This is a genomic window from Pseudoalteromonas sp. SR41-4, from assembly GCF_014163985.1.
Classification (GTDB): domain Bacteria; phylum Pseudomonadota; class Gammaproteobacteria; order Enterobacterales; family Alteromonadaceae; genus Pseudoalteromonas; species Pseudoalteromonas rhizosphaerae.
Genome location: NZ_JACJEI010000019.1, coordinates 46,700 through 63,838 on the forward strand (window position 1 = coordinate 46,700; position 17,139 = coordinate 63,838).

Here is a 17,139-nt window from a genome sequence, read left to right on the forward strand (position 1 = left end):
CTTTCTTTTCAACGCTTAATTATGATTAAAACGTATAAGTTGCTTTGGCATAATAGAAGCCGCCGTTTATACCATATGGCGAAGTTTCATAGTATTTACCACCCCAGTTATTATTAGGTGCCACGGTAAAATCAAGTTTCTCTGCTTCTTGGTCGAGCAGGTTTTGTGCGCCGACTGAGAAACTAATCGAATCATTCAAAAAGTAAGTTACTTCAGCGTCGAGCGTAATTGCCGCATCTGCCATTTTTGCTGTATCGTCATAATCTACATGCACACCTTGGTATTCACCAAAATAATTTGCACGAGTAAACATTGAGAAACTTTCCCATTGTTGTGACCAACTAAGCGTACCACGGTGATTTGGTAAGTCATTTTCTAAACGGCTTACTTTAAACACCCCAGTAATATTAGTTGAGCGAGTAACCTCAGTTTCATTCCAGTTGTAAGCTAAACTAAATGTTGAGCTACCACCGAGTAAATCTGTGGCATAGTTTGCTACAAAGTCTATACCTTGAGTTGTGGTATCAAAGTCATTAGTAAAGAAGCTTACTTGCGCTAAGCTTTGCACGTTTGGAACACCAGCGGCTTCAAGCGTATCTTTATCAGCTTGACTCAGCTCGATTTTATCAGATTGACTAATACGGTCATCAACTTGGATATTGTAATAATCAATGGTTAGAAATACTTCACCGATGGTGTATACCGCGCCAAAGGTATAACTTTGCGACTCTTCAGGCTCAAGCTCTGTACCGCCTAACTGTACCGCAATTGGATTGGTCGGTGGTAGTAAAGCAGAGTCGACCAATACGCCACTGCTTAGGTTTGTTTGCACGTTACTGACATTGGCTTGGCCAACTGTAGGCGCGCGAAAGCCTGAACTGATTGAACCACGAACATTTAAATCATCGGTTAAGTGATATTGAGCCATCAATTTATAGTTAACAGTAGAGCCAAACGTATCATAGTCTTCATAGCGTAGGGCTAAACCCATTAAGAACTCTTCAGTAAATGGGGCTTCAATATCAAGATAAGCCGCGTAGTTGCGACGAGTATATTCACCAGCGTCAGATGGTTTAAAGCCAGGGAAACCATTTGAACCGATACCAAAACCTTGATCCGTTAGTGGGCCTGCTGTAAATGATGCTACATCGCCAGAGGTAACTGTAAATGTTTCCTCGTGCCATTCAAGGCCACCGGCTATGTTCACATCGTATGCTAGATCAAAATCAAAGCCTTTTGATAAATCAAAATTAAAGTTTTTCTCTAATTGTGAGTATTTACCTGGGCTAAAATCACGCGGGCTATCAGGGCCTAATGACGCATTAATAGTGTCGTAAATAAAGTAACGAGATTCATTAAAGCCGACCGTACCACTTAAGTCGTAGTACGCACCTTCTAACATACCACCAGTGAACTCGCCTTTAGTACCTATTGTAAGCGAGGTATCTGTTATGTTGCCACCAAAGTTAGGCGTAAAACCGCCAGGTAACATTTCATTGAAGGCAAAACAGTCTGGATTATTAGCTACTTGGTTGATGTAAACTGGGTTATCTAATACGTTGTCATCAATCATGATGTTAGTAGGGCAGTTACCACTCATATCGCCAGTTAAATCGCCAACTAACAATGTTTCACCACCATCGTTTGAATAGACCCCAGGGCGAGTGTGAGGATTACGATAGTAAAAACCACCGCGTACATCACGCTCTGAATAGTTACCAAACATGTAAAATTCGGAGTTTTTAGTCAGCTCAAGGCCGACATTACCAAAAATAGAGATATCGTCATCAACTTCTGGTGCGCCCCATATTTGTGTAATCGGGGCAATGTCAGGAACACCAGCCTCAATTAAGTTTGCTGCATCAAAACGTTGCACTGAACGACTAGTTGCGTCAGCCGTTTTGTATTGGAAACTTAAATTTGCGAAGCCATTGTCGGTAAATGGTAGACCAATGTTACCGGAAATCTGTGTTGTATCACCGTCGCCTTCATAGTACTGACCTTGGCGTACTTCGAAACTGCCGCCTTCCGAGGCATCTTTTAGTACAAAGTTGATAACCCCAGCAATCGCATCTGAGCCGTACTGAGCGGCTGCGCCATCTCTTAGTACTTCAACTTGTTTTAGAGCGATACTTGGAATAACTGAAATGTCCGCACCTTGTGCGCCATCGTTTATGCCGCCACCTAAAAAGGCAATAACAGAGGCACGATGACGACGTTTACCATTGAGTAATATCAATGTACTGTCAGAAGGTAAGCCACGTAAGTTAGCTGGACGAACCAAAGATGCTGCGTCACTAATAGGCATTGAATGCACGTTTAATGATGGAATTGAGCCTTTTAATAGCTCGAGCATATCCGTATTACCTGATTTACCAAGTTCTTCACCACCGATGATATCGATAGGTACCGGTGAATCACCAATAGAACGCGGTGCAGAGCGAGTACCCACTACGGCTATTTTTTCTACATTTTTATTTACTTTAGTTACTTCAGCTTGTTCATCTGCAGCTAAGGCAGTCCCCGAAATAAATAAGCCTGCGGTGGTTGTCGTTAATGCAAGTTTAACTGCATGATTTAATATGTTATTTCTAAATTTCATTCTAATTTCCCCAGTTAGAATTATTGTAATTTCGTAACTATATGATTTTTAAAAAGCCAAATAGTCTATTAAAGTTATACAACTTGTTAAATAATTGTGCAAGGTGTTAAATGATTTGGTTTTTTTTGGTTTTTCTATAGAGGAAATTAGAGGTTTACATACCTATATGAAAAGTAATGATATTTTGAAAAGGGAAATTAGAAATAAAGTAATAAGTGGGATTTTTTTATAAGTAAATGAAATAATAATTTTGTAAATAAATCTTTAGACTAAGTAAAATTCAATAAAGTTCAATAAAGTTCAATAATTATTAATGATCAGTTTGTTCAGGATTTTGTTGTCGCCAAACTTTTAACGCTTCTCGGTATTCATCCCAAACACATGGGCAACAACTGCCACCACCGCAGCACTGATCAGCAGTCGGTCTGGTTGGTTTTGTGTCGTCAACTCGGTATGGTATATCGGCTGTGTTTTGCGGCATTTTATTCATTATTTACAGATTTAATAGCATGGGCTGTTTATTGGCCCGTGATTATACTTAATCATGGCTTTTTTGCTAGTTGAGAAATGATGTTGATCTGTTAATCGGTGATTGTATTAAATTATGCTTTGTGAAGCGTTAAGGCTATGTGAGAATAGCGTTATGCGACTATATAAAGTTATTCATCGTGCCCCAATTCGAGTGGCAAAAATTAGTACAAAACGCCAACAGTTGCGTTTTAAGCGCGCTATGGTAGCACTTAAAATTGCACTGGCGCAGGAAAAGCAAGAAACCAAAGAAATGCTCACAATTTATCGTCGCTACACCCAAGGAGATGTGAGTAAAGAGGATCTGCAAAAAGCGAATGCCCAGTTTGTTGATATTCTCAAAGGATTGGGTTTAGGTGTTTTTGCTGTTTTACCTTTTGCACCTGTGACTATTCCACTGGTTGTTAAGTTGGGTCAATGGGTTGGAGTTGATGTACTGCCAAGTTCATTTAATATAAATAAATCACTTAAAGATATTGACCAGCAGATCGCTGATGAAGAGCAGCAACACCACCACGCTGAAAAAACGGCAAAATCAGACGTAAAACCACCTGTAAAAAAATAATGCCATGCAGTTTAAAGGATAGTCTTTGTGCTATACCTTTTATGCTGAGTTATTGATATGCTTGATCATCATATAATTTTAAACGAGTCATTTAATGAGTACATTAATTCGTCATAGTTCTACGGGTATTCCTTTATCTTTTATTGTTAAAAATGACTTAGCTACATGGCAAGCACAGCAGCCAATTTTTTTACAAAACTGGCTAAATAGCTGTGATTTTGCAAAACAAGGTTTAGCCTTGGTGGTCAATCCACAAAGTGGAGCGCTAAGTCAGGTGTATTGTTTAGTTAATAGCGTTGATGACTTTTGGCTCGCGGGTGAATTAGCCAGCAAACTGCCAGCAGGAATTTACCAAGTTCAAGAGTGTGAACAACAATTAGAACAGATTGCTCTGGGTTTTATACTTGGTGGTTATGAATTTAGCGAATATAAAGCCAAAGGTGCTGTAAAAGCACAATTAGCAATTGCCGATGAAGCATTGTTTGCGTGTATTACACGCCAAGCAAATGCGATTAACTTAGTTAGAGATCTAGTTAATACTCCCGCCGTAGACATGATGCCACAGCACTTATCACAAGTGATGGCTGATTTAGCACACACTTACAATGGTCAATTCAATGAATGGATAGGGGATGAATTATTAGAACAAAACTATCCAACTATCCACATGGTAGGCCGCGCCAGTGAAAATAAACCGCGTTTACTTGATTTACACTGGGGCGCTGCAGATGCTCCTTTGATCACCTTAGTCGGCAAAGGTGTTTGTTTTGATTCTGGTGGTTTAGATCTTAAACCAAGCTCAGGTATGCGCAATATGAAAAAAGACATGGGCGGCGCAGCTCATGTAATTGGTTTAGCGCAGTTAATTATGGCGGCAAATTTACCAATTCGTTTACGCGTGTTGGTACCCGCTGTTGAGAATGCGGTATCGCGCAATGCATTTCGCCCTGGCGATGTAATTAAAACACGTAAAGGGATTATGGTCGAAATCGATAACACCGACGCAGAGGGGCGTTTAGTGTTATGTGATGCACTCACGGAAGCACAAAATGACAATCCTGAGTTGATCATTGATTTTGCAACCTTAACCGGTGCTTGTCGTATTGCGTTAGGCACTGAGTTACCAGGGTTTTTCTCAACTGAGCGTGATGTTGCCAATGGCATTATTGACGCCGGTATTGCAGTAAGCGACCCCGTTTGGCAATTACCGCTTTTTGAACAATATAAAAGTTTATTAAAAAGTGATGTTGCTGATATGGCTAACTGTGCAAGTACCCCATTCGGCGGCGCAATTACTGCTGCACTTTATTTAAAAGAATTTGTAGAGCCAACCACACCATGGGTACATTTTGATGTAATGGCATGGAATATCCGCTCATTACCAGGTCGTCCAGTCGGTGGTGAAGCACTCGGTATTCGTGCCGTATTTAACTACTTACAAAGTCGTTTTAAATAAATTTATTGAGCTTTGTGAGGTTATGCCTCATAAAGCTCAAGCGGTAACCCATCAGGATCTGCAAAAAAGGTAAATTGTTTACCTGTGTATTCATCAGTTCGAATCTCTTCTACTGCCACACCTTGGCTTTGCAAATACACTTTACTTTGCTCAATATTGGCCACTTTAAATGCTAAATGTCGTAAACCTTGTGCTTCTGGGTAACTAGGTCGCTTTGGTGCATTATCAAATGAAAATAGCTCTATTTGGCTACCATCAGGCAAGGCTAAATCTAATTTGTATGAGTGGCGATGTTGGCGAAAATGCTCTGCAATTATGGGCAGCTGTAAGATCTGATGATAAAAATGTTTTGAGCGGGTGTAATCGCTGCATATAATTGCAGCGTGGTGAATTCCTAGCAATTGCATCATTTTTAGCTATCTGTGGTAAATAGCGCAGTATAGCTGCGCCATATTGAGTATGTTATTGATCACTACCTTTGCAAGCTGCTACTGCGGGGGCCACTAACTCTAAACCGGTTTTATCACACGGTGGTAGTGCTGCATCGCTAACGCTGATTGGCGTGACGCGTTCGCCCCATTTTATGTAACTAGCAGCCCAAGTTAATCCGGCACCAAATGCTGCAGACATGATATTAGCATGTGGTTTAATTAATCCTTGCTCAACAGCTTCGCATAATGCGATTGCAATAGTTGCTGCCGATGTATTGCCGTATTCGCCAATGTTAACCATTACTTTTTCATCTGGCACTTTTAAGCGATGTTGAATGGCTTGAATGATACGTAAATTTGCTTGGTGTGGCACAAGTACATCGATATCATCAAGGCTCAAATTTGCTTGTGTGAGCACATCGTCACAGGCTTCACTCATGCCCTTTACTGCGCGCTTAAAGATTTCGCGACCTTCAAATAATAAATCAGATGGCCCAATAGGCACATATTTATTTAAGTCACTACCAAAGTTAGTGATATGCAAGATATCACGGTCTTCGCTATCACAGCCTGTTTTTGTCGCGAGTAAACCCGCTGGCGTGTCTGCTGCTTCAAGTACTACGGCACCGGCGCCATCACCAAATAACACCGCACTGTCACGGCGATCCCAGTTTACATACCAGGTCATACGTTCAGCAGCAATTACTACAGCTTTTTTGATCATACCGGCTTGAATTTGTGCAGTCGCTGCTTGTATTGCATATAAAAAACCAGAGCAAGCTGCATTGGTGTCCATAGCGGCAGCGCCAACTGCACCAATGTTTTTTTGTACTAACGAAGCTGTGTTTGCCACCATAGTAGAGGGCGTACATGTTGCTAATAACACTAAGTCAATGTCTTTAGCATCAATGCCAGCACAGGCTATTGCATGTTTAGCTGCTACAGTGGCAAGCTCTGCAGTACTAACGTGGCTTACTCTACGGGCTTTTATACCAGTGCGGGATGTGATCCATTCATCATTGGTATCAACTAATTGGCTAATTTCATCGTTGCTAATACGCGCTGGTGGGATACATTTACCCCAACCCGTTATGTGTGCGTAGGTCATAGTGTGCTCTCTTTAAGTGGTCAGACATGTGTCATCTATGTTTGATTTATACCAAAAATCCAGTTCTAAGACTAGTTTATAACTTAGCTTACGTCGTAAATAGTGGTAATTAAACGTAATTTAGGCTAATGGTAGTAGAAAAATGAGGTAAACATGAAACAAAAATTAATTACTATCTTGGCTGCATTGGGTACGACGGTATATTCTGCGGCGAGTTTTGCAACACAAACTCAGGTTATTTACGCAGGATCAATGTTAGCAGGTGCTGAACAAATACTAGAAAAGCAACGCACTATTGTTATAGAAGACGCTATCATCACGCGCATCGAAAAAGGCTATGTGAGTGTTATTGATCTAGCATTGCCCGATGCAAAGATCATTGATTTAAAAAATCAATTTGTTATGCCTGGATTAATTGATATGCACGTACATGTTACATTTGAGCGTGACGCAAACGCAAACCCTCATCAATGGCTTACAGAGTATGAAGCGGACTATGCTCTGCGCTCAATTAAATATTTACAGCGTAGTCTTGATGCCGGTTTTACCTCGGTACGTGATTTAGGTAGCAGTTATAAAGTGATCTTTCCACTACAGCGTGCCGTTGAGCGTGGAGATATTCAAGGGCCACGTATTTTTGCTGCAGGAGATACAATTACCCCAACGGGCGGGCATGCTGATCTGCACGGTTACCGTAAAGATATTAGTGATGTGATAAGTGGAGGGTTAGGGGTGTGTGATGGTGCTGATGATTGTCGCCGCGCGGTTCGTGAAGTAATTAAATCAGGTGCTGATGTAATTAAAATTACCGCAACGGGTGGGGTGTTAAGTAATACCGCAGCGGGTGTCAATCAGCAGTTCACAGATCAAGAGTTGATGGCGATTGTTGATACTGCACATAACTTAGGGCGCAGCGTAACAGCCCATGCTCATGGTACATCAGGGATCAAAGCGGCATTACGTGCAGGTGTTGATTCAATTGAACATGGGTCTTACCTAGACAAAGAGACTGTAAAGTTATTTAAGCAATATAACGCTTATTTAGTGCCCACGTTATTGGCAGGCCAAACGGTCAGTCAAGAAGTACTCAGTAACCCAAATATGCCAACAGCTATTGCTGATAAAGTACGCACCGTTGTACCAAATGTTGCAGCTTCATTTAAGCTGGCATTAAAAAACAATGTTAATATTGCTTTTGGTACAGATTCTGGCGTATCACGCCATGGTAATAATGCTGATGAGTTTTTATGGTTAGTTAAATATGGCATGACTGAAAAGCAGGCTATTATGTCAGCAACAGTTAATGCCGCTAAGTTACTCGGCCAACAAGACCGACTAGGGCAGTTGAGTGTTGGTAAACAAGCAGATATCATCAGCGTTAATGGCTCTCCTCTTGATGATATAACGACATTGCAAAATGTACAATTTGTGATGAAAGCAGGGCAAATATATAAACACCAATTGTAGGATACAGTATGGGCAGCAAAATCAAGGCATCATTGTTTAATCATTTGATTGACGCTGAGCGCCAGTTATTAGATCCTGAGATCCGTCAATCTGAGCAGGCATTGGATGCTTTGCTCGATGATGATTTTATTGAAATTGCCGCTAATGGTACTGTATTTAATAAATATCAAGTATTAACGCGGTTACCTACCGAAGTCGTGCCGCAGTTTTACAATCAGCATTTTAAAGGCCGAATGCTTAGTGATGATATTGCCCAACTAAGTTATCAAGCGGCATATCGGCGCTCTGCGCGCGCTGAGTTTAACTATTCGTTACGGATGTCGCTGTGGCGATTAACCGAAGGCCAGTGGAAAATGGTGTTTCATCAAGGAACGCCGTGTGCTGTGTTTAGTATCTCTATGGATGATGATTAGGTTAACCTTCTTTAATTAGGCATTTTTTATTAGGTATTTTTTTGTTAGGTAATTATGTATGGCGTTTTTAATGCGCACTGATCCTGCGATTAGCCGTTTACTGATGTTACGCAGTGGTGCAATTGCAATTCAACTATTGGCCGTTGTAGCAGTCTATTTTTTACTTGAGCACCAAATCCCTTTATTGCCTCTACTGGTAGTGATCTCCCTTGAAGCCGTATTCCAAATTTTAAGCGTGATTGCTTATCGTAATGTCAGTAAAGCGAAAGAACTTGGGATGTTAATGCAGCTTACGGCCGATGTGCTTTTTTTATCGGTATTGCTGTCTTTGAGTGGTGGTGCGACCAATGCATTTGTGTCGTTACTGTTGTTACCAATAATGATTGCTGCGGTGAGTGTCAGTGCTCGCGGCTTAGCTTATATTGCTGTATTAGCGATCACCGCCTATAGCGTGCTGCTATTTAAAATGCCTCAGCACAGCATGCATCATATGCAAATGACCAGTCACTTTGTGGGTATGTGGGTTAACTTTGTGATCAGTGCTAGCGTTATAGCATTCGTTATCGGCACTATGAACCGTGCACTGCATTCGCGAGAGCGCACAATTGCAACTGTGCGAGAAAAACAATTACGAGCAGAGCAGTTAGTCACGCTTGATGGTGCTGCGGCACAAATTACTCATCAATTAGCCAGCCCAATCGCCAATTTACAATTATTGTATGAAGAGCTTCTTGAAGAGCAGCCCGATAATGAGATTGTGAAAGACATGCAGCAGCCCTTGTTGCAATGCGCACAGCAGTTAAAACAGTTTCGTACCCTGTCATCTGAACTACGCACACAAACGGTTGCAGCGACTGTATCGTTAAACGCATTAGCTCAACAAATTAGCGATACAATGCTATTACAGTATCCCGATCAACAGCTTAATTGGCTAAATGCAGCGCCTGCTAGCTCGGTTACTAATGATGCTATGTTACTGCCAGCGATATTAAACTTGTTGCAAAATGCTGCTTTTGCCAATCAACAGGCACAGCAACAAACACTGGAATTGAACTGGCAACAGACTCCAGATAACCCTAAAACAGTGAGTTTAGTTATACGTGATTTTGGTAAAGGATTTAGCGCAGCACAATTGGCAGAGTTAGGGGGTCAGTTAATGCCTAGTGAAACGGGGATGGGGCTTGCAGTTATGCTTTCAAATGTAACATTTGAGCGTTTACAAGGCTCTTTAACATTATTTAATCACCCACAAGGTGGCGCGGTTGCCAAAGTACAATTAACCATTGATGAGCCACAAGTCGAGCCTGTATGAAGCTATTAATTATTGAAGATGATATTAATCTTGCCAATACGTTAGCGCGGCGCTTAAACAAACACGGTTTTGCATGTCAGCTGGCACATGATAAAGCCGAGGCTATTGGCATAGCTAAAAACTTCGCACCGACACATATTCTGTTAGATATGAAATTAGCTGACGATAACGGTTTAGCTCTTATCGCACCACTGAGAGCATTACTAACAGACGCACATATTGTATTATTAACAGGCTATGCCAGTATTGCCACAGCGGTAGAGGCTATGCGCCTAGGTGCAAATGATTATTTAACAAAACCCGTTGATATGCTCACGTTATTACGAGCCTTAACAGGCACATGCGTGCCAACTACTGAGTTAATTGCAGATGATATTGTAACTATGTCGCCAGAGCGTCTTGAGTGGGAACATATTCAGCAAGTGCTGCATACCAATCAAGGCAATATTTCAGCAACTGCTCGGCAACTTAATATGCATCGGCGGACTTTACAGCGTAAGCTACAAAAAAAACCAGTTCAGCAGTAAATCCTAGCGTAATAGTGAGCGTTATTTCGGATCACGGTTTCCGGTTTAGTAATGCTCAGTAAGTTTATTGTTGCCTTTTAGGCAATAAGTTTTACCCGGTCAACTAAGTAATACAGTCGCCTTTAGTCACTTTAAATGGAGCTCAGGTTACTTTAGTGTATTTATATTTTGGCACCAGCCACGCATCATAGATAGTTTTGCAGTTTAGATAGTTGCTGCAATGGCGTTCATTAACTACAGTAAAAATATCATTGTATTTTTTGCAATCAGCATAAGTAGTCATTATGGATTTATCACAACTGGATTTTGTAGCCGTATTATTAGCTGCGATGTCTTCTTTTATGTTAGGAGGCGTTTGGTATTCACCTTGGTTGTTTCAACGAGCCTGGTTAGAAGGCTGTGGATTAACGGAGCTGGATTTAAAAGCAACAAATCCAAAATGGGTATTTGGTGGCGGTTTTGTTTTATCTTTATTTATCGCTTTTGGCTTATCACTGTTTTTAGGACCACATCCACATTTAGGGGTTGCTGTAGGCGTTGGCTTTGCGGTTGGACTATGTTGGGTAAGCAGTGCCTTAGGGATGAGCTATATTTATGAACAACGACCACTAAAGCTGTTTTTAATCAATAGCGGTTACCATATTTTACAGTTTACTTTAATGGGCTTAATCTTTGGACTTTGGCCATAAGCTGTTAATCTATTCGCGTGTTTGTAGTAAAAGTAACAAAATAATGGCAAAACCGAATAAAAAAGGCCCTACTAAAACGGTCGATATTTTTTGTAGTCAATGTAAAGCTCCCCTATTCAAATATCGTAAAGGCGGCAAAGGGGCATTGCTTAAATGTTTTATCGAACGGATCAGTCAAGATTTCACCACAATTCCTTGCGTATGCCCCAACTGCTCACGCCCTTTTGCTCGAGAAGCAATTATCCGAGGCGCACCCGCGTATAAAATGATCGGCGGCAAAGTTACGTTTAAATGAACTCGCTAAAGCGGACATTTATCCTGTGCGCTTTTGGCGAGGCTGCTAAACTTACCCGGTTTGCTGTTTCAATGATTGAAAACAACCCTCCCCATGGAATGGGCCAGTTTGTTGGGTATGATTAAAAAGGATAGGGGACACCCGTGATTGCACTTTTATTTGATATTGTTGGTATGACAGGTACGTTTTTAGTGGTTGGCGCGTTTTTTATGCTACAACTGGGTAAAGCCACGCCAACAGGGCTTTTATATAACATGATGAATTTATCTGGCGCTATTTTGTTGCTTATAAGTCTTTGTTATAACTTTAATTTAGCAAGTTTTGTGATTGAAATATTTTGGATCGCAGCCTCATTAATTGGTTTATATAAATACCTAAAAGCTAAGCAGATTTCAGCTGTAGCCTAAATTTATAAATTAATAGAGAAAAACTCTCACGCCGTCGCGTATTTGTATTAATATTGTAAATAGCACGTTACTTATGATGTGCTAACTCCAATGAAAAATATAGGTGTAAAGCGGCGTAATGATTTTGAAGCAAACAGCATGTCTTTTTTTGTGTGTTTATACAACTCCCTTATTGGCGAGCGAGGCTGAGGATTTATTTGCGCTTAGCTTTGAGGATTTACTTGACGTTCATGTCGATATTGCCTCAAAAACCTTAGAAACTCTCGCTTCAGCACCTTCAACCATCACAGTTTTTAATCGCCAAAAAATAGCCTCGCTTGGGGTGAATAATGCGTTTGAATTGATGAATTTTGTTCCTGGTATGCAATCTACTCGTGGTGATTGGGTAGGCGCTGTACCAAAAGATCACGCAAGAGGTGTTTACCTTGATAGCGGCAATATCTTAGTGATGATCAATGGTGAACGTTTAAATGAGTCATCATTTGGCAAAGCGTCAGTTTATATCCCTTATATACCTATAGAAATTATTGATAAAGTTGAGTTCATACGTGGCCCTGGGTCTGCTTTATATGGCAGTAATGCATTCTTAGGGGTGATGAATATAGTGACTAAAAGCCAAAATAATGAAATGTCGCTGGCTGTGGGAAATGTAGGTCAAACCGGCGCTGCATTCTCGGTTAGTCATCAAGTTAATCAGCAAACACATCTATTTGCTAATGGCGCGTATAACCAGAAAAGTGGTAAGCGTTATCCACAAGGGGTAAACGATCCACTGCAATCAGTTTACTTTGAAGCGGGTGTCGATATCAATAAACTGGCTTTGAGAGCGCGTTATAATCAGGTTGAACTGAATGAGTTTTTAAACCTTGGTGGTTATTCTGACAGTAATCAACATCGTAGTGAGAATACTTTCCTATCTGTAGGTTATGATTGGCTTGAAACTGATACACGTACTTTGGCTACAAAAATAGCGTATGCACATCATCAAATACAAAGTGCTGGATTAATCGCACCTGCAGTAGCCTTACCCAATGCCAGTTATGATTTTTTTATTGGTCCTGATTGGCATACGACGGATTTAACAGTCAGTGTAGAGGCCAGTCAGCAATTTAATAATGGTTGGTCAATTAATTCAGGCTTGCAATATAGCCACGCAGAGCAACATAAAGCGGACTTACGTGTTAATTATTTTGATATTAACAGCGGTGAAATTATTGTTGAAGATCCGTTTTATCAAGGGGGGATTGTTACAATCAGTAATTATGCGCCATTTCAGAGTTTGCAATCTACCTTTGAAACCCGAAGTATTTATGGGCAAATCAAAGTGCCTTTTGCTGAGCAATTGACCTTATTTTTAGGGGCACGTTATGATGATGTTAAAGCGATAGACAGTAAATTATCGCCGCGCATTTCCGCAATCTACTCACCAACTCGCGCGCATACTTTTAAATTACAATACGGTGAATCGTTTCGCACTCCTGTGACGAATGAATTGTATTCAGATGATGATGTGACTAAGGGCAATCCAAACTTAAAGTCTGAATATGTTAAAACCACAGAGCTTGTTTGGCGCTACGAGGGACAAGATTGGCATATTAATTCGGTGCTTTTTTATAATCAACTTGTTGATTTTATTAATCTAGTGCCAAATTCAGCTGCCAATAATCAGTTTACCTTTGAAAATCAATTAGATGACATTAATCGTGGTGTTGAATTAGATAGCATGATCCACATTACTAGTGATTTATCAGTGGAAGCGACCTACAGCGAGTATTTTGATACGCCAATTAAGCCAACGTTTAAGCGCTTTGCTAGTGTGATTGCTAATTATCATCATCAGCAATGGGTGCTGAGCCTCAATAGTGTTTGGCGCGATGCCGTCAGTGGCCCGACAATGACAAGCGACTTTACTCAACCGGCTTACTTTTTGCTCGGCGGGGCTGTGAGTTGGCAATTTTCTGCACGCAGTGAAATTAGTTTTAAAGCCCATAATCTCTTAGATAAGCACTACCGTGTGTACGATCCAAGAGTCACAGATGGTGCTGTTGCTGGTGTCGGCAGTGAATACTCGTTACACTATCAAATCAAATTTTAAGTTTTAGGGACGCTCAGGTGTGCCCTTTGGTTGAACATGCTGCGTTTTCCCCGAAAAATATTAATCGCTGTTGCCATTTTAATCAGTGTATTGTTGCTTAGTTTTCTATTTGGCCGACACTATGATTTAAGTCAAGCCAAGCAGCAAGCTGAACTCCAAGTGGGTCAATTGCGTAATTATCTTGATACCGAACTCTCTCGTTTTGCAACTATTCCTCATTTAGTTACTGATAACCAGTTACTCACTGCATTTCTCAGTGATACTGATCAGCCCGTGCAGCCTATTAATAATTACTTGGCTGATATCCAACAAGCCAGTGGTGCATCAGACGTCTATGTACTTAATCGTGAAGGGGATGTTATTGCATCGAGCAATTGGCAACTTGATTACAGTTATATCGGTAATAACTTTGCATTTCGTCCGTATTTTTCTCAGGCATTGGCGGGTAACAAAATTGCCTATTTTGCTCTTGGTTTACGATCTAAAGAGCGTGGCATTTATTTTTCTGAACCGATTTATCGCGATGGCCAAGTAATAGGTGTGGTCACCTTAAAAGTGAATGTATCTAAGTTTGAAACTGATCGACAATTACTGAATGCGTCCCACGCTAGCCATTTTTATTTAAGCTTAGACGATAATATTATTGCTATGTCCGATAGCCCATCATGGCGACTCAATTCGTTGCATAGCCTCACAGCAGCAGACTATCAACACTTTACGACAAGCCGACGCTACCTAGAGTATGTACCAAAAGTTATCACTGCTGAGCACATTACTAGCCAAGGGATGCCCCTGTTATACGTTAATGATGCGAATAAACGCAGTAAATATGTGCCTGCAAGTGCGCCGATTGAGCGACTTAATGCAAAAATAACTGTGCTTGTTGATATATCGTCGGTGAATATTAATCAACTAGGACGATTGTTTTGGTTGAGTGTGATTTATGCTGGGGGGTTAATGCTTTTTTACAGTTTAATGGCACGTTTTGCCGGCTATAAAAAATTACTTTTTTCTCGTCATAGCCTTGAGCAAGAAGTTATAGAGCGCACCCATGCACTCGAAAAAGCACAAACAGCGCTGGTGCAAACAGCCAAATTGGCCACCATAGGTCAACTTAGTGCTGGTATCAATCATGAGATTAACCAACCCTTGAGTGCTATGAGTACGTATTTGGTTAGTGCTAAGCGCTTGATTGCCAAAGGTGATATTGCAAAGGCCGCTGAAAATATTGTTATTGTGCAATCGCTGATCGAACGAGTACATAAAATTGTTGGACAATTAAAGCACTTTAGCAAACCAGCACAAACACAGTTAAGGGAGCAAAGCTTAAGCCAGCTACTTAAAAATGCCATGGTGATCGCCTCCGCGCAATTAAAGCAGGATGATGTCAACGTTAACGCCGCTGATATTGCTGACACTGTAAAAGTATGGGTTGATGGCATTAAATTTGAGCAAGTATTAGTGAATGTGATCACCAATGCCAGCCAAGCAATGGCTGACAGCACAGTGCGAGAGCTGAGTTTTGAGATAGAGCAGTTTGACGACCGCGTTAAGCTGTCTATTTTGGATACTGGGCCTGGTATCGAGTTACATGCGCTTGGGACTATTTTTGAGCCTTTTTATAGCACTAAATCAACTAATGGCCTTGGCTTAGGGCTATCTATTTCTAAGCAAATTATTAATTCATTTAATGGCTGTTTAAGTGCGCATAATCGCCCTGGCGGTGGTGCTCAATTCATTATTACCTTAGCAAGTACTAAAGGAGCGTTATGAATACGTTAGCAACTGATTGTAAACAGGTCATTGTTATTGATGACGAAGCGATGATCCGCGATTCACTTGACCAATTGCTGACACTCGAAGGCTATCAAGTACAGTGTTTTAGCGATCCAATGAGTGCTTTATCAAAACTTAATCGTCGTTTTAACGGGGTGGTGCTCAGTGATATTAATATGCCGAAAATGGATGGACTGGCTTTTTTAGAACAAGTTCAAGCATTTGATAGCGAATTACCGGTGATCTTTCTGACTGGATTTGCTGATGTATCAGTGGCTGTTAAAGCAATGCAATTAGGGGCTTACGACTTATTTGAAAAACCTCTCACTGAGCAGTTATTAGATTGCATTGCCAGAGCGTGCGATAAGCGTGCCTTGGTAATGGAAAACCGTGCTTTAAAATTAGCGGTAGAAAAAACGTCAGCCCCAGGTGTGCGGATCTTAGGGGAAACCGTGCAAATGCAGCAAATGATGCATCTGCTCAATGCGGTGATCGACACTCCCGCAGATGTGATGATTGAAGGTGAAACTGGCACCGGTAAAGAGTTAGTTGCACGCTTTTTACACGATCAAAGCAGTCGTTCAAACTGTAATTTTGTGGCAATTAACTGTGGTGCCATACCAGAGCAACTGATTGAAAGTGAACTATTTGGTGCGGCCAGTGGCGCGTTTACAGGGGCAACACACAGTCGCCAAGGTAAGTTTGAGTTTGCTCAAGGTGGTACGGTGTTTTTAGATGAGATAGAAAGCACACCGGCATCATTACAAGTAAAGTTACTTCGCGTTTTAGAAGAGCGAAAAGTGACCCCCGTCGGCGCTAATACCGCGGTTGACTTAGACATACGTATCGTTGCGGCAACCAAAGTTGATTTATTATCCTTGGTCGAAAAAGGGGACTTCAGAGCTGACTTATATTATCGACTCAATTTAGTGAGGGTAAGTATTCCGGCATTGCGTGATAGGAAAGCTGATATTCCTTTATTATTCAAACATTTTAGCTCTATTGCCGCGACTCGTTTTCATAAACCTCCGGCTCCTCTAAGTAGCGATATATTACAGCGTTTACTTAGTTACCAGTGGCCAGGTAATGTCAGAGAGCTTAGAAACCAAGCTGAACGAGCGGTGCTGCTGGGTGCTGAATTAGCGTTCGCCAATACCGAAAATAATAATGGCAGTGAGTTATCGCCCGATCTGAGTTTGGCGGAAAAAGTGTGCTTTTATGAGCAATCTTTAATCGAAGAAGCCCTTGAGCGCCACCAAGGTAGTATTAAAGAAACTATGAATACCTTACAGATTGCTCGTAAAACCTTGTATGACAAAATGAGTAAATATGGCCTCAATCGTGACATGTTTATTGATTAACCAGAGCTGTGCTTAAGTGATTTACCTGCTCAGCTTAATTTGATGGGTGGAAACAGTGACACAGACGCTTTGATAGTGTGTGGGATCCCGCACACTTTATTGTAAGT

Annotated in this window: 16 protein-coding genes; 12 read left to right on the plus strand and 4 right to left on the minus strand. The window is 41.1% G+C overall.

Going from position 1 to position 17,139, the window contains the following annotated elements; all coding sequences use genetic code 11:
* Window positions 1-25: 25 nt before the first annotated feature.
* Window positions 26-2,602, minus strand: a complete 2,577-nt coding sequence (locus H5180_RS15220) for a TonB-dependent siderophore receptor (RefSeq protein ID WP_145236193.1) — start codon at window positions 2,600-2,602, stop codon at window positions 26-28.
* Between the two features lie 310 nt (window positions 2,603-2,912).
* Entirely contained in the window at window positions 2,913-3,083 is a 171-nt protein-coding gene (locus H5180_RS15225) for an oxidoreductase-like domain-containing protein (RefSeq protein ID WP_145236189.1), read from the minus strand.
* A gap of 162 nt (window positions 3,084-3,245) precedes the next feature.
* Here H5180_RS15225 and H5180_RS15230 point away from each other — a divergent pair, with 162 nt between their 5' ends.
* On the plus strand, window positions 3,246-3,695 hold the full coding sequence (locus tag H5180_RS15230) for a hypothetical protein (RefSeq protein WP_145236186.1): 450 nt from the start codon (window positions 3,246-3,248) through the stop codon (window positions 3,693-3,695).
* Window positions 3,696-3,789: 94 nt separating this feature from the next.
* Window positions 3,790-5,151, plus strand: a complete 1,362-nt coding sequence (locus H5180_RS15235; RefSeq protein ID WP_182758513.1) for a M17 family metallopeptidase — start codon at window positions 3,790-3,792, stop codon at window positions 5,149-5,151.
* A gap of 20 nt (window positions 5,152-5,171) precedes the next feature.
* Here the strand turns inward: H5180_RS15235 and H5180_RS15240 are convergent, their stop codons facing one another.
* Window positions 5,172-5,558 (minus strand): VOC family protein, encoded by a 387-nt coding sequence (locus H5180_RS15240; RefSeq protein ID WP_145236314.1) that lies wholly within the window; start codon window positions 5,556-5,558, stop codon window positions 5,172-5,174.
* Between the two features lie 55 nt (window positions 5,559-5,613).
* Window positions 5,614-6,690 carry a ketoacyl-ACP synthase III gene (locus H5180_RS15245; protein ID WP_145236180.1) on the minus strand — a complete coding sequence of 359 codons (1,077 nt, stop codon included), beginning with the start codon at window positions 6,688-6,690 and terminating at the stop codon, window positions 5,614-5,616.
* A 153-nt stretch (window positions 6,691-6,843) separates the two neighbouring features.
* Between H5180_RS15245 and H5180_RS15250 the strand changes: the two genes are divergently transcribed.
* From H5180_RS15250 to H5180_RS15295, 10 genes are all read left to right on the plus strand, one after another.
* Window positions 6,844-8,157, plus strand: coding sequence for an amidohydrolase family protein (locus H5180_RS15250; RefSeq protein WP_145236178.1), 1,314 nt, complete (start codon window positions 6,844-6,846; stop codon window positions 8,155-8,157).
* Between the two features lie 8 nt (window positions 8,158-8,165).
* On the plus strand, window positions 8,166-8,570 hold the full coding sequence (locus H5180_RS15255) for a DUF4440 domain-containing protein (RefSeq protein WP_145236175.1): 405 nt from the start codon (window positions 8,166-8,168) through the stop codon (window positions 8,568-8,570).
* Between the two features lie 70 nt (window positions 8,571-8,640).
* Entirely contained in the window at window positions 8,641-9,882 is a 1,242-nt protein-coding gene (locus H5180_RS15260) for an ATP-binding protein (protein WP_145236312.1), read from the plus strand.
* Window positions 9,879-10,409, plus strand: a complete 531-nt coding sequence (locus H5180_RS15265; RefSeq protein ID WP_145236172.1) for a response regulator transcription factor — start codon at window positions 9,879-9,881, stop codon at window positions 10,407-10,409. The genes H5180_RS15260 and H5180_RS15265 overlap by 4 nt, the downstream gene beginning before the upstream one ends.
* Before the next feature lie 284 nt (window positions 10,410-10,693).
* Window positions 10,694-11,098: a DUF1761 domain-containing protein gene (locus H5180_RS15270; RefSeq protein ID WP_145236169.1), complete on the plus strand. Its 405-nt coding sequence runs from the start codon at window positions 10,694-10,696 to the stop codon at window positions 11,096-11,098.
* 43 nt (window positions 11,099-11,141) lie between these two features.
* Window positions 11,142-11,393: a hypothetical protein gene (locus H5180_RS15275; RefSeq protein ID WP_145236166.1), complete on the plus strand. Its 252-nt coding sequence runs from the start codon at window positions 11,142-11,144 to the stop codon at window positions 11,391-11,393.
* Window positions 11,394-11,536: 143 nt separating this feature from the next.
* Complete coding sequence (locus H5180_RS15280; RefSeq protein ID WP_145236163.1) at window positions 11,537-11,800, plus strand: hypothetical protein; 264 nt, start codon at window positions 11,537-11,539, stop codon at window positions 11,798-11,800.
* 118 nt (window positions 11,801-11,918) lie between these two features.
* Window positions 11,919-13,895, plus strand: a complete 1,977-nt coding sequence (locus H5180_RS15285) for a TonB-dependent receptor (RefSeq protein WP_182732495.1) — start codon at window positions 11,919-11,921, stop codon at window positions 13,893-13,895.
* Between the two features lie 36 nt (window positions 13,896-13,931).
* Window positions 13,932-15,668, plus strand: coding sequence for a cache domain-containing protein (locus H5180_RS15290; protein ID WP_145236157.1), 1,737 nt, complete (start codon window positions 13,932-13,934; stop codon window positions 15,666-15,668).
* Window positions 15,665-17,032, plus strand: coding sequence for a sigma-54 dependent transcriptional regulator (locus H5180_RS15295; protein ID WP_145236154.1), 1,368 nt, complete (start codon window positions 15,665-15,667; stop codon window positions 17,030-17,032). The genes H5180_RS15290 and H5180_RS15295 overlap by 4 nt, the downstream gene beginning before the upstream one ends.
* Window positions 17,033-17,139: the final 107 nt, after the last annotated feature.

Coding starts and splice junctions, on each gene's coding strand:
- H5180_RS15235 (WP_182758513.1), top strand. CDS start 3,790: ATGAGTACATTAATTCGTCATAGTTCTACGGGTATTCCTTTATCTTTT.
- H5180_RS15270 (WP_145236169.1), top strand. CDS start 10,694: ATGGATTTATCACAACTGGATTTTGTAGCCGTATTATTAGCTGCGATG.
- H5180_RS15225 (WP_145236189.1), bottom strand. CDS start 3,083: ATGCCGCAAAACACAGCCGATATACCATACCGAGTTGACGACACAAAA.
- H5180_RS15220 (WP_145236193.1), bottom strand. CDS start 2,602: ATGAAATTTAGAAATAACATATTAAATCATGCAGTTAAACTTGCATTA.
- H5180_RS15275 (WP_145236166.1), top strand. CDS start 11,142: ATGGCAAAACCGAATAAAAAAGGCCCTACTAAAACGGTCGATATTTTT.
- H5180_RS15285 (WP_182732495.1), top strand. CDS start 11,919: ATGATTTTGAAGCAAACAGCATGTCTTTTTTTGTGTGTTTATACAACT.
- H5180_RS15265 (WP_145236172.1), top strand. CDS start 9,879: ATGAAGCTATTAATTATTGAAGATGATATTAATCTTGCCAATACGTTA.
- H5180_RS15230 (WP_145236186.1), top strand. CDS start 3,246: ATGCGACTATATAAAGTTATTCATCGTGCCCCAATTCGAGTGGCAAAA.
- H5180_RS15240 (WP_145236314.1), bottom strand. CDS start 5,558: ATGCAATTGCTAGGAATTCACCACGCTGCAATTATATGCAGCGATTAC.
- H5180_RS15255 (WP_145236175.1), top strand. CDS start 8,166: ATGGGCAGCAAAATCAAGGCATCATTGTTTAATCATTTGATTGACGCT.
- H5180_RS15245 (WP_145236180.1), bottom strand. CDS start 6,690: ATGACCTACGCACACATAACGGGTTGGGGTAAATGTATCCCACCAGCG.
- H5180_RS15250 (WP_145236178.1), top strand. CDS start 6,844: ATGAAACAAAAATTAATTACTATCTTGGCTGCATTGGGTACGACGGTA.
- H5180_RS15295 (WP_145236154.1), top strand. CDS start 15,665: ATGAATACGTTAGCAACTGATTGTAAACAGGTCATTGTTATTGATGAC.
- H5180_RS15260 (WP_145236312.1), top strand. CDS start 8,641: ATGCGCACTGATCCTGCGATTAGCCGTTTACTGATGTTACGCAGTGGT.
- H5180_RS15290 (WP_145236157.1), top strand. CDS start 13,932: ATGCTGCGTTTTCCCCGAAAAATATTAATCGCTGTTGCCATTTTAATC.